At 68.6% G+C, this 12,497-nt stretch carries 9 protein-coding genes; 3 read left to right on the top strand and 6 right to left on the bottom strand.

The genetic code is table 11. The features are described from left to right. The first annotated feature begins 31 nt into the window (after nucleotides 1-31). The 3 genes from P0Y60_07205 to P0Y60_07195 are packed head-to-tail and all read left to right on the top strand — an operon-like array spanning nucleotide 32 to nucleotide 4,416. Nucleotides 32-1,474 (top strand): helix-turn-helix domain-containing protein, encoded by a 1,443-nt coding sequence (locus tag P0Y60_07205; protein WEK62522.1) that lies wholly within the window; start codon nucleotides 32-34, stop codon nucleotides 1,472-1,474. Between the two features lie 43 nt (nucleotides 1,475-1,517). Beyond that, a complete protein-coding gene (locus P0Y60_07200; protein ID WEK62521.1) occupies nucleotides 1,518-2,996 on the top strand; it encodes a hypothetical protein in 1,479 nt (492 codons plus the stop codon). Nucleotides 2,997-3,006: 10 nt separating this feature from the next. After that, nucleotides 3,007-4,416 carry a hypothetical protein gene (locus tag P0Y60_07195; GenBank protein WEK62520.1) on the top strand — a complete coding sequence of 470 codons (1,410 nt, stop codon included), beginning with the start codon at nucleotides 3,007-3,009 and terminating at the stop codon, nucleotides 4,414-4,416. Nucleotides 4,417-4,444: 28 nt separating this feature from the next. Here P0Y60_07195 and P0Y60_07190 read toward each other — a convergent pair whose 3' ends face one another. The 6 genes from P0Y60_07190 to P0Y60_07165 all read right to left on the bottom strand — a co-directional run bounded on the left by P0Y60_07190 (nucleotide 4,445) and on the right by P0Y60_07165 (nucleotide 12,496). Next, entirely contained in the window at nucleotides 4,445-5,629 is a 1,185-nt protein-coding gene (locus P0Y60_07190) for a M20 family metallopeptidase (GenBank protein ID WEK62519.1), read from the bottom strand. Continuing rightward, nucleotides 5,630-6,433, bottom strand: coding sequence for an ATP-binding cassette domain-containing protein (locus tag P0Y60_07185; GenBank protein ID WEK62518.1), 804 nt, complete (start codon nucleotides 6,431-6,433; stop codon nucleotides 5,630-5,632). Beyond that, nucleotides 6,430-8,355, bottom strand: a complete 1,926-nt coding sequence (locus tag P0Y60_07180) for a dipeptide/oligopeptide/nickel ABC transporter permease/ATP-binding protein (protein ID WEK62517.1) — start codon at nucleotides 8,353-8,355, stop codon at nucleotides 6,430-6,432. The genes P0Y60_07185 and P0Y60_07180 overlap by 4 nt, the downstream gene beginning before the upstream one ends. Then, on the bottom strand, nucleotides 8,352-9,374 hold the full coding sequence (locus tag P0Y60_07175) for an ABC transporter permease (GenBank protein ID WEK62516.1): 1,023 nt from the start codon (nucleotides 9,372-9,374) through the stop codon (nucleotides 8,352-8,354). Before P0Y60_07175 ends, P0Y60_07180 begins: the two co-directional genes overlap by 4 nt. Nucleotides 9,375-9,378: 4 nt before the next feature. Further along, nucleotides 9,379-10,953 carry an ABC transporter substrate-binding protein gene (locus P0Y60_07170; GenBank protein ID WEK62515.1) on the bottom strand — a complete coding sequence of 525 codons (1,575 nt, stop codon included), beginning with the start codon at nucleotides 10,951-10,953 and terminating at the stop codon, nucleotides 9,379-9,381. A 103-nt stretch (nucleotides 10,954-11,056) separates the two neighbouring features. Continuing rightward, a complete protein-coding gene (locus tag P0Y60_07165; GenBank protein ID WEK62514.1) occupies nucleotides 11,057-12,496 on the bottom strand; it encodes an aldehyde dehydrogenase family protein in 1,440 nt (479 codons plus the stop codon). Nucleotide 12,497: the final 1 nt, after the last annotated feature.

Raw genomic sequence — 12,497 nt, 5'->3', positions numbered from 1 at the left:
AGAAACGAGATTCTTTCGCTAGGATCAAGGAATGGCGACCTCCGGCATCCACCTCACGACACTCGGCCACCGCATTCGGCACCACCGACTCGAGAACGGCTTCACCCTCGACGAGCTCGGCGCACTGGTGGGGGTCGCGGGATCCCAGCTGAGCCTGATCGAGAACGGCAAGCGCGAACCCAAGCTGTCGCTGCTGCAGGCGATCGCGCACGCGACGAGCACCGAGGTCACCGATCTGATCTCGGGCGAGCCGCCGAACCGTCGTGCCGCACTGGAGATAGCGCTCGAGCGAGCACAGGAGAGTCCGGTGTTCCGCCAGCTCGGCGTCGCCCCCGTGCGCGTCACCAAGGGGATGAGCGACGAGACGATCGAGTCGCTGCTGGGCCTGCACCACGAGCTGCAACGACGCGAACGCGAGGCGATCGCGACTCCCGAGGAAGCCCGTCGAGCGAACACCGAGCTGCGGCTGCGCATGCGCGAGCAGAACAACTACCTCGGTGACATCGAGAAACTCGCCGAGAAGCACCTGCGCGCCGCAGGTCACGTGCAGGGCGCGCTCACGCACCGCACCGTGAGCATCATGGCCGAGAAGATCGGCTTCGAGCTGATCTACGTCAACGATCTCCCCCACTCCACGCGTTCGGTGACCGACCTCGAGAACGGACGCATCTACCTGCCGCCGGCCTCGATCCCCGGCGGGCACGGTCTGCGCTCGATGGCCCTGCAGGCCATGGCGCACCGGCTGCTCGGTCACACTCCTCCGACGGACTACGCGGACTTCCTGCAGCAGCGCCTCGAGATCAACTACTTCGCAGCGGCCTGCCTGATGCCCGAGGCCGCATCCGTGGCCTTCCTTCAGCAGGCCAAGAAGGACCGCAACCTGGCCGTCGAGGACTTCCGCGATGCCTTCGGTGTCACGCACGAGGCTGCGGGGATGCGCATGACGAACCTCATCACCGAGCACCTGGGCATGTCACTGCACTTTCTGAGAGTGGATGCCACGGGCGCCATCACGCGCGTCTACGAGAATGACGATCTGCCGCTGCCGATGGATGTGACCGGGGCGGTGGAAGGGCAGCGGGTATGCCGCAAGTTCCAGGCACGCGGCGCGTTCACCCAGCAGAACCGCACGACCGAGCACCACCAGTACACCGATACGCCATCGGGCACGTTCTGGTGTTCGACCCAGACCGGATCGTCGAGCGACGGGGAGTTCTCGGTCACGGTCGGCGTGCCGTTCGACGATGCCCGCTGGTGGCGAGGGCGCGAGACGGCCGACCGTGCGGTGTCGACCTGCCCCGACGAGGCGTGCTGCCGTCGGCCGTCCACCGAGCTGACCGATCGCTGGAGCGGCAGGGCGTGGCCGAGCGCCCGCGTGCACACCCATATGTTCTCACCGCTCCCCCGCGGCGCCTTCCCCGGTGTCGACGACAACGAGGTCTACAACTTCCTCGGGCGCCACGCCAGCGAGTGATTAAGATATATTCAATTCACTCATTCATTTTCTAGGGAGACCCGTGACCGAGCCGACCCCTGCCGACCAGACCGCCTCAGAGACGCTCAGCCCCGAGACGTTCACCTCCCGTCGCCACCAGCTCGCGGCCGGCGGACGCACGCTCGACTACACGGCAGGCGCCGGCACGGTCATCGTGCGCGACGACGAGAACCGCCCGCTCGCGAGCGTGTTCTACACCTCCTACGTGGCCGACCGCGCAGACGGCGCCCCCGAGCGGCCGGTGACCTTCCTGTTCAACGGCGGCCCCGGGTCGGCGAGTCTCTGGCTCAACATCGGCGGCTTCGGCCCGAAGCGCACCCCCACGAACACCCCGCTGGCCACGCCACCCGCGCCGTACACATCCGGCGACAACCCGCACACGCTGCTGACCGAGTCCGATCTGGTCTTCATCGACGCCCCGGGCACCGGATACTCCCGCCTGCTGGGCGACACGAAGCCCGGCCAGGTGTGGGGCGTCGACCAGGATGTCGATGCCTTCGCGAAGGCGGTCACACGCTGGCTGACGATCACGAACAACTGGAACGCCCCGCGCTTCCTGTTCGGCGAGTCCTATGGCACGACCCGCGCCGCCGCCCTCGTGCACCGCCTGCAGAACCAGGGTCTGGACTTCAACGGCGTGGTGCTGCTGTCGACCGTGCTGAACTGGGGCGAGAGCAACATCGGAGGTCCGCGGGAGTACATCAACCTCCTGCCCTCGTTCGCCGCCACCGCGTGGTACCACGGCAAGGCGCGCACAGCTCACAGCGAACTCGTGCCGTTCCTCGCCGAGGCTCGTGAGTTCGCTCAGGGCCCCTTCGCCGCCGCACTGCTGCGCGGTGACCAGCTGCCGAGCGACATCGAGAACGACGTCGCCGAGCAGATGAGCGCGCTGGTCGGCCTCGACGCCGACACCCTGAAGAAGAACCACTTCCGCATCGGCATGGAGCAGTACCGCTACGCGCTTCTGGCCGACGAAGGCCGCGTGATCGGTCGCTTCGACACCCGTTTCACCGCCGAGCACCAGTATGTGCGCGGCAATGGATCGCACGACCCCGCCACCGACGACGCGGCGACGGCGGGCGTGAACAGCGCCCATCTGTCGACCTACCGCGCCCACCTCGTCGACGACATCGGCTACACCAGCGAGCTGCACTACCGGCACCTGTACAACATGCCGATCTCACGCGCCTGGGACTGGACGCACAAGGCACCGGGAATCGATGCGCCGCAGCTCGTCCCCGACGTCTCGCTCGATCTCTCGGCCGCCGTCCGCCGCAACCCGAACCTCAAGGTCTACGTGATGGGCGGGTACTACGACCTCGCCACGCCGTTCTTCGGTCCGGAGCTCGACGTCGCGCACCTGTACCTCGCCCCCGCGCTGCGCCAGAACATCCGCTTCACCTTCTACGAGTCCGGGCACATGACGTTCGTCGATGAGCTGGCGGCGACGCACATGAAGCGCGACCTCGACGTGTTCTACCGCGACGCCACCGCGCGCTGAGGCGAGCGTGATGCACGAGCTGACCGACGATCGTCGGATCGCGGGCCGCGTGGGGTCTGTGACATACGTCGCCCGGCAGGAAGAGCTGCCGCTGCGCCGTTCCGACGGCGCGCGACAGGGCCGCATCTCAGCCTTCAGCTACATGATCGATGACGGCCCGCCCGGTCGTCCGGTGCTGTTCCTGACCAACGGAGGCCCAGGGGTCTCCTCCGTATACCTGCACCTGAGCGGCATCGGCCCGTGGCGAGCCCGGATTCCCCGCGACCCCCAGGCCGACGGCGGTCCGCCCTACGGCATCGAGGAGAGTCCCTCCACGATCCTCGACGTCGCGGACCTCGTCTTCCTCGACGCTCCCGGCACCGGATTCGGAACCATCGACGACGGCACGGATGCAGGAGCCTTCCGCTCCGTCGAAGGAGATGCGGATGCGATCGCGGTGGCGATCTCGGAGTGGGTGAACCGGCACGGGCGCTGGGATGCGCCGAAGTTCTTCCTCGGCGAGAGCTACGGCACCCAGCGCGCCGCGTTCCTGGCGACCTCGGCGCACAACATGGACACGGCTCCGCTCAGCGGCATCGCGCTACTGGGGCAGGCCGTGAACATCCAGGAGACGCTCGACCGTCCGGGCAACATCGTCGGGGCGCTCGCGAATCTGCCGTACAAGGCAGCGACCGCCTGGTTCCACGGCGCCGGTTCGCGCGAGCACGCGACGGTCGACGGTGCGATCGACGCCGCACTGGACTTCGCCCGCACCGACCTGGCGCTCGCGATGCTGCAGGGCGACGCGCTACCGCCTTCCGAGCGCGCCGCCGTCGCGGCCCGACTGTCGTCGATGATCGGGATCCCCTCGCAGGAGCTGATCGACGCCCGCCTGTGGATCAGCAAGCAGGACTTCCGCGCCCGCCTGCTCCCCGGCCGCGCCCTCGGAGTGACCGACAGCCGCTACCACCTGCCGAGTGCCGATCGCTCGTTCGGCGAGCTCGGGCTGGATCCGTCGGATGTCGCGCTCTCCCCTCGGTACGCGTCGGGGATCGCGCAGCTGCTGCCACGGGTGTTCGGCGCTTCTCCCGACCGCCCCTATCGGGTCGTCGATCAGGAGGCCGGACGCGACTGGCTCTGGGAGGACGAGGGCAGCGCCGGATTCATCTCGATGGGACGGCCTTCCCCGTTCCACACCTACCCCTACCCGGCACGCCTGTCGCAATGGATGAAGCAGATGCCGCACGCGCGGCTCTTCGTCGGCACCGGGATCTACGACTCGCTGACCACGGTGGGCGCGGCAGATCATCTGCTGCGCCACTGGGATCTCCCCCGCGTGCGCACCGAGTCCCACCGGTACGCCGCGGGGCACATGATGTACAGCGACCCCGATGTCGCGGTTCAGCTGAACGCCGACCTGCGCGCCTTCCTGACGCGCTGAACGAGCGGCGGACGGCCCCACGCGCCCCTCAGCCCTGGAGCCGCTCCAGGGCGAACGCGGCCAAGGCGGCTGCCTGATCCGCCAGCACCGCGTCGTCGAACACCACGTGCGGCGAATGGTTCGGCGCCGCGGTCTCGAGGTCGACGTCGGCGGGGGTCGCGCGCAGGAACAGGAATGCCCCTGGCACCTGTTCGAGCACGTAGGAGAAGTCCTCCGAGCCCATGACCGGGTTCGGGGTCTCGCGCACCCGGTCTTCGCCGAAGAGCCCGGTGAGGGTCTCGCGCACAGCGGCGACAGCCGCGGCGTCGTTCACGGTGGGCGGGCACAGCACGACCGTGTCGACTTCGGCCGTGCAGCCGTGCGCGGCGGCGATCTCGCGCGCGATCACCGGGAGCTCTGCCTGCACGCGGGCACTGGTCTCGTGCGAGAGCACGCGCACCGAGGCGACCAGCGTGGCAGTGTCGGAGATGATGTTGCGGGCCGGGCCACCGGCGTGCAGCTGGGTGACGCTGAGCACGACGGGGTCGAACACGTCGAAGCGCCGCGTCACGAAGGACTGCAGGGCGGTCACGAGCTCCGCGACCGCCGGCACCGGGTCGCGCGTGAGGTGCGGAGCGGAGGCATGGCCACCGTGCCCGGTGATGGTCACCTCGACCTCGATCGCGCCGGCCATCAGCGCTCCGACGCGGGTGGAGAAGATCCCGTACTCCCCCGGCACGACATGGATGCCGTACGCGGCGACCGGGCGGGATCCGGTGAGATGGAGCAGCCCCTCGTCGATCATGCGGCGCGCGCCGTCGCCGATCTCCTCAGCGGGCTGGAACATCAGCAGCACGTCGCCGTGCAGTTCCTCTCGGCGCGCGGCGAGCAGGTGCGCGGCGCCTACGAGACCCGCCACGTGCAGGTCATGACCGCACGCGTGCATACGCTCTCCCGTGGCGGCGTAGTCGAGGCCGGTGTCCTCGGTGAGCGGCAGCGCGTCCATATCGGCACGCAGCAGCACTGTGGGTCCGGGGTGGGCGCCGCGCACGATCGCCGCGACCGAGCTCAGGCCCGTACCGCAGTGTGTCTCCAACTCCCAGGGCTCGAGCGCATCGAGGACCCGCTGCTGGGTGCGCGGCAGGGCGAGGCCGAGCTCTGGATCGGCGTGGATGGCGCGGCGCAGGGCCACGAGCTCGGGCAGCAGACCCTGAGCGTCGTCGAGAAGGGTCATTCAGGATCCGATCGAGTGGAGGAGGCTGTCTGTGCCGGCGTTCTGGATGCGCGGGATCGCGGCCACCAGTGCCTGCGTGTACGGGTGCACAGGGTTCGAGACGATCGCATCGGCATCGCCGTGCTCGACGATCTCGCCGTTGCGCATGACCGCCGTGGTGTCGGCGATGTACCGCACCGCGGCCAGGTTGTGCGTGATGAAGAGCACCGAGAGCTCGAGCTCCCGCTGCAGCTCGCGCATCAGATTCAGCACCGCGCCCTGCACCGAGGCATCGAGCGCCGAGGTGATCTCGTCGGCGATGATCAGGCGCGGCTTCACGGCGAGGCACCGCGCGATCGCGACGCGCTGGCGCATTCCGCCCGACAGGCTCGACGGGTGCAGCTCCGAGACGCCGGGCTTCAGGCGCACGAGCTCGAGCAGCTCCTTGACGCCAGCCGCACGGGCCTTCGCGTTGCCGGCGCCGTGCGTCGCCAATGCCTCGTCCAGTGTCTCCCCCACCGACATCCGAGGGTTCAGCGAGGAGTAAGGATCCTGGAAGATCATCTGCACGTCGCGCGCGTGCGCTCTGCGGTCGTGACGACCGACGGCGAGGTTCTTGCCGTCGAGCAGGATGCGTCCGGAGGTGGGCTTCTGCAGCCCGGCGACCGTGCGAGCCACCGTGGACTTACCCGAACCGGACTCTCCCACCAAGCCCACGGTCGTCCCGTGAGGCACCGTGAGAGACACGTCGTCGACGGCGTTCACCGCGTGGTGTCCTCGACCGAACGTGACCACCAGATTCTCGATGACGAGATCGGCCATCATGCACCCGCCTTCTCGAACTCGTCTTCGTGCACACCGATGTCCTGCGGATGCCAGCAGGCGACGCGACCCGAGCCATGGGCGATCAGCTGCGGGGTCTCGGTGCGGCAGAGGTCAGTCGCGAATGCACAGCGGGGTGCGAAGGCGCAGCCGACGACCGGAACGGAGAGATCGGGCGGCTCGCCGGGGATCGTGGCAAGCGGTTCCGTGCGGTCGGTGTCGAGGTCCGGCAGCGACTCGGCCAGCGCCCGCGTGTACGGGTGCGCCAGTCGCTCCGGCTCGGCGAGGTGACGAACGTCCACGTCCTCGACGATCCGCCCGCCGTACATCACGAGGATGCGCTGGCACAGTTCGGCGAGCACAGCGATGTCGTGCGACACCACGATGGCCGCGGCACCGGTCTCCTCGCACTCGCGCCGGAGCAGGGCGAGCACGCGCTGCTGCACCGTGACGTCGAGTGCCGTGGTGGGTTCGTCGGCGATGATCAAACGCGGCTTGCCGATCTGCGACATCGCGATCAGTGCACGCTGCCGCATGCCGCCCGAGAACTCGTGCGGGAACTGCTTCGCTCGGCGCGCAGGGTCGGTGATCGACACCGCGGCGAGTGCGTCGACGGCGGCGGCATCGGCATCGCGCCTGGTCGCCTTCTGGTGCACGCGCGGCACTTCGGCCAGCTGCGTACCGACGCGGAGGGCGGGGTTGAGCGCCGTGAGCGAATCCTGGAACACGACGCCGACGCGGGTGCCGAGCTTCTTGGCGGCCCGCTCGCCCGACAGGCCCGCGAGCTCCTCGCCCGCGAAGCGGAGGTGCTGCGCACTCACGGCGGCGCCTGCGGGGGCGAGCTGCGCGATCGCCATCATCGTGACGCTCTTGCCGCTGCCGGATTCGCCGACCACCCCGACGATCTCCCCCGGTGCGATGCGGAAGGATACGTCCTGCACCGGGCGCACCCAGCCGTGCTCGCCGGGGAACGAGACGCTGAGTCCTGCGACCTCGAGCAGCGGCTCGACCTCGTCGGCAGTCTCCTCCTCGAGATCCGCCGTCGTCACGCGAGCAGGGTCGCCGAGCTCGCGGGCGCTGAGTGTGCGGGCACGTCCTCGGCCGCGCATGTGCGAGGCCAGGGCCTCACCGAACATCCCGAACATGATCCCGGCGAGAACCACCATGACGCCGGGCCCGACGATCGCGGTGGGCTGGCTGTACACCTGCTCGAAGCCTTCGCTGAGCAGTCGACCCCAGTCGTATTCGGGCGGCTGCACGCCGACGCCGAGGAAGCTGAGGCTCGACAGGGCGAGCAGTCCGCCGCCGATCGAGATCGTGACGTTCACGATCACGGGCTCTGCGATGTTGGGGATGATGTACCGCGTGAACTGACGCGTCTTCGACACCCCGAGCAAGCGCGCGGCGGCAAGGTACTCCGAGCCGCCGACGCGGGAGGAGAGCGTCTGGGCGAGACGCGCGAACGAGGGAGTCATGGTGAGCGCGAGTGCGATCACGGCCGTCGTCGACCCGGTGCCGAGCAGGATGACGGTGAGCATCGCGACCAGCAGCACGGGGAACGCCAGCCACGTGTTGATGACCGAGCCGAACAGTCGCTGCACGCGGGGCCCGGCGACCACCGGCAGTGCGCCCAGGATCAGTCCAGCCACGGCGCCGATCGCGGTGGCCGCCAGTGCCATCACGAGCGAGAGCCGGGTGGCGACGAGTGTGCGCAGCAGCAGATCGCGACCGAGCGCGTCGGTGCCGAGAGGGTGCTCGGCGCTCGGCGGCTGCAACAGGTCGGCCGGAGACGGGGTCTCGGCCTGCGTGCCCCAGATGAGCGGGGCGAACACGGCGAGGAGCGCGAAGAGCGTGATGAAGGCCAGCGAGATCATCGCCATCGGTGACTGGAGCAGCCAGGAGCGGCGCCGGCGTGCGGAGGTCATGCGGTCTCCAGAATGGTCGTACGACGGTCGAGGAGGGCGAGCACCACGTCCACCAGCAGGTTCACGATGAGGATGATCGCCGCATAGACGATTGCCAGGCCCTGCACGATGCCGTAGTCCTTCGTGATGATCGCCTGCACGAACGCGCTGCCCATGCCCGGCCAGTTGAAGACCCGCTCGACCAGCACACTGCCGGCGATCATCGTCGCGAGCAGGGCACCGCCGAGGGTCAGAGTGGCGGTGAGCATGTTCGGCAGGGCGTGGCGGAAGTAGATCATGGCGGCGGGGAGCCGCTTGGAACGGGCGGTGCGGATGTAGTCGTCGCTGAGGACGTTGAGCGCTTCGACCCTGGCGATGCGCGAGAGGGATGCGGAGGCGCCGAGTGCGAGGGCGAGCACGGGGAGGATGTAGGACTGCGGTCCGCTGATCCCCGCCACCGGGAGCAGCGGGATCGTGATGGCGAAGAGCATCAGCAACGCGACGCCGATCAGGTACTCCGGGACAGCAGCGAAGAAGCCCGTGATCGACGTGAAGGCGAGCTCGACGGGGCGACGCCGGTTTCCCGCCGTCAGGATCGCGATAGCGAGACCCAGCGGGATCGCGATGATGAGGATCACGATGAACGCGATGCCGGCGAGCTGGACGGTGGCGGGGAGCCGGAACTCCACCAGCTCGTTCACCGATCGTCCGGTGATGAGGGAGACGCCGAGATCGCCGTGCAGCACGATGCCGGTCAGATAGTTCCAGAACTGCACGATGAGCGGATCATCGAGCCCGAGCTGTGCCCGGCGTTCCGCCACGACGGATGCCGGAGCGGTCGGCCCGAGAGCCGCACGGACCGGGTCTCCGCCCGCGGCGCGCAGCACCACGAACGCGGCTGTCACGATCACGAGCATCGCGATGAACATCCGACCGATGCGGCGGAGGAGGAAGGGGACCCAGCGTCCGCCGCCGTGGCGGCCACCCCGAGGGATGGCCACCACGACGGTCTTCGGCCGCGTCACGATCTGCGACGTCATACGGTCACTCTGTCACGCGGATCGTGGTGGGAGCGAGGATGCTCTTGGACATCCCGAACTCCGCACCGGCACCGTAGAACGTCGACGTCGACGAGTACACCGGCAGCACCTCGAGGTTGCTGAACAGGGAGTCCTGCGCCGCCTGCCAGGCATCGCACGAGTCTGCTCCGGCCAGTGCCTGCGCCTCGCCGACCAGGTCGAAGTATTCCTGGTTGGCGTTGTAGGTCCAGTTGCCGCCGTTCGGCGGGAACTCCCCGCCCAGGATGCCGGCCCAGTCGCTCGGCAGGCTCGTGAAGATCGGCGCCCACACGATGTCCCAGTCGCCACCGGAGAAGATGACGTCGGTGTACGACGCGGACGGGGTGGGAACAGCATCCACACCGATCTTCTTGAACTCCGTCTGCAGGAGTTCGATGGCGGCGGTGACGCCCTGGCTCTCGGAGGCCGGGTAGAGCATGAGGATGCTCAGCGGCTTGCCGTCCTTGGCGCGGATGCCGTCGGCACCCTCCACCCAGCCGGCGTCGTCGAGCGCGGCGGCTGCCGCATCGACGTCGTACGACGGGATCGCCGAGGAGCTGTCCATGGCGGTGCACGCTGCCCCGAACTCCGACACCAGCGTCGTGATCTGCTCGCCGCGTCCCGCCGAGGCGACGGGGCCGACCGACTCGCGGTCGACGGCCTGAGCGAGGGCCTGACGCACGGCCAGGTCATGTCCGACGCGGCCTTCCGCCTGGTTGAAGAAGATCAGACCGGGGCGCAGCGGCACCTCGAGCTCCTGTGCGAACTCGGTGGACTTCAGGCGGTCGCGTTCGCTGCCACCGACCTGCGCGATGTTGGCCTCGCCGGTCTGCAGAAGGTTGGCCGCCGTGGAATCGCTCTCGATGATCGAGATCTCGACCGTGCCCGGCAGGCCGGCGGTCTTGCTCGTCGTGTCGTCGACACCCCAGGTGTAGTCGTCGCGCAGCGTGAACGTGTAGCTCTGTCCGGGCGAGGAGGACTCCAGCGCATAGGCGCCGGTGCCGTGGAACTCGGTGTCGAGCACCGCCGGGTCATCGAGTCCGGAGGCGCACACGATCGGCAGCGCGCCGATCGTCTCGGCGAGGAAGCTCTGCGCCGCCTCGCTCGTGAACGTCACGGTGCCGGCATCGTCGTCGGCCTCGATCGTGAGTCCCTGCGCGGGGAAGTACACGCCCTTGTACGGGGAGCCCGTCTCATCCGCTGCCGCGTACTCGAACGTGGACTTCACGTCGGTCGCGGTGAGCGGCGTGCCGTCGACGCAGAGCACGCCGTCCTTGAGGGTGAACTCGACGCTCGTCGTGGTGGACTCCCACGACTCGGCGAGCAGGCCCTGGGGCTCCTCACCGGTGGGGTAGAACAGGAGCGACTCGTATCCGAAGGTGGATACCGACTCGCTGGCGTTGGTCGCGTTCGTGATGGGGTTGAGTGTTCCGGGGTCCGACTGCACGGCGATCTTGATCGTCTGCGCTTCTCCTCCCCCGGGCTCCGCCGTTCCGGCGCAGCCGGACAGGGCAAGGGCCGTCACGCCGACGGCGGCCGCGGCGACAATGCTGCGTCTCATGGTGTCCTCTCTCACGGGTTCCGCACGGTGCGGGTCAACCCAATTGAATGTTATGAATTGCTCTTTATGTGCTCGTGACGGCGGTGTTTCGGGTTTGTTGCCGTCACGAAGGGTCGTCGAGAAGGGCAACGGCGCCCATCACCGACTTGAGCTCGAGGAACTCCTCGAACCCGTGCACGCCGCATTCCCGGCCGATGCCCGACTGCTTGTACCCCCCGAAGGGAGCACCCACATCGAGACCTGCGCCGTTGATGCCGACGGTGCCCGTGCGCATGCGCAGAGCCACGTCGAGGGCACGTCGAGGGTCGCTCGACCATACGCCTCCCGACAGTCCGTACACGCTGTCATTCGCCAGGTCGACAGCCTCATCGACCGTGGCGTAGGGAGTGATCGTGAGCACCGGCCCGAAGACCTCCTCGTGGAAGATCTGCATCTCCGGCGTCACATCCGTGAAGATCGTGGGCTGCACATAGGCCCCGCCTGCCGTCGGTTCGACGATATCGAGACCGCCGGTCAGCACACGCGCCCCCTGTGAGATCGCGGTGGCGATGTGCGCGAGCACCCGCTCCTGCTGGAGGGCCGAGGCCACAGGGCCCGTGGCCGTCGCCTCGTCACCCGGATCGCCGGGCGCCCAACCCGCCGCGACAGCGATCGCGGCATCCTGCCACGCGTCGAGCATGTCCGATGGGACAAGCACCCTGGTCTGGGCCGCACAGGTCTGGCCTGCGTTGGCGAAGCAGGAGGCGAGCACCGAACGCACCGATTCCTCCAGCGGAGCATCGTCGAGCACGATGGCCGCGGACTTCCCGCCGAGCTCGAGAGCAACCTTCTTGATCATGGCCGCTGCTGCTCTGGCGACGCTCTCGCCGACCCCGCGCGATCCGGTGAAGGTCACCATGTCGACGCCGGGATGGGCGACCAGCGGGGACCCGACGCCGGCGCCGTCCCCGTGCACGATGTTGACCACGCCTGCCGGCAGCTCGATCTCCCGCAGGATGTCGCCCACGATCGCCGCGTTCAGCGGTGCGACCTCACTGGGCTTGAGCACCACGGTGCACCCGGCGAGGACCGCCGCGCCGACCTTGAGCATGATCTGGTGCAGCGGGAAGTTCCACGGGGTGATCGCGGCGACCACGCCGACAGGTTCGGAGACGACCAGCGAGTTCGACACCGATTCCCGCTCGACGTGCGCGCGGGCGGCATCGACAAGGCGAGCGAGGTCGGCGATCGCGACCCCCACCTGAGCGGAACGCGCGAACGCGATCGGCGACCCCATCTCCGCGCTCAATGTCGCAGCGAGTCGTTCCCGGTGGCGCGCCAACCCCTCGGCGAGCGCCTCGACGTGAACGATCCGCTGCGCCATCGGCGTGGTCGACCAGGTGCCGAACGCGTCCGCGGCCGCAGCCACCGCGCGATCCACATCCGCGGGGCTGCCTGCGACGACGGAGGCGATCACGCTGCCGTCGGCCGGGTTGACGACATCGATCGTGGAGCGCCCCACGGCGTCCTCCCTGATGCCCGCGATGTCGTGACCGATGATCATG

Source organism: Candidatus Microbacterium colombiense (assembly GCA_029203165.1).
Classification (GTDB): Bacteria; Actinomycetota; Actinomycetes; order Actinomycetales; family Microbacteriaceae; genus Microbacterium; species Microbacterium colombiense.
This window is presented reverse-complemented; position numbering and strand designations above follow the sequence as displayed.

Excerpts from the sequence above, each read along its gene's own strand:
- P0Y60_07205 (WEK62522.1), top strand. The coding sequence starts at position 32 with ATGGCGACCTCCGGCATCCACCTCACGACACTCGGCCACCGCATTCGG.
- P0Y60_07195 (WEK62520.1), top strand. The coding sequence starts at position 3,007 with ATGCACGAGCTGACCGACGATCGTCGGATCGCGGGCCGCGTGGGGTCT.
- P0Y60_07190 (WEK62519.1), bottom strand. The coding sequence starts at position 5,629 with ATGACCCTTCTCGACGACGCTCAGGGTCTGCTGCCCGAGCTCGTGGCC.
- P0Y60_07185 (WEK62518.1), bottom strand. The coding sequence starts at position 6,433 with ATGATGGCCGATCTCGTCATCGAGAATCTGGTGGTCACGTTCGGTCGA.
- P0Y60_07180 (WEK62517.1), bottom strand. The coding sequence starts at position 8,355 with ATGACCTCCGCACGCCGGCGCCGCTCCTGGCTGCTCCAGTCACCGATG.
- P0Y60_07175 (WEK62516.1), bottom strand. The coding sequence starts at position 9,374 with ATGACGTCGCAGATCGTGACGCGGCCGAAGACCGTCGTGGTGGCCATC.
- P0Y60_07170 (WEK62515.1), bottom strand. The coding sequence starts at position 10,953 with ATGAGACGCAGCATTGTCGCCGCGGCCGCCGTCGGCGTGACGGCCCTT.
- P0Y60_07165 (WEK62514.1), bottom strand. The coding sequence starts at position 12,496 with ATGATCATCGGTCACGACATCGCGGGCATCAGGGAGGACGCCGTGGGG.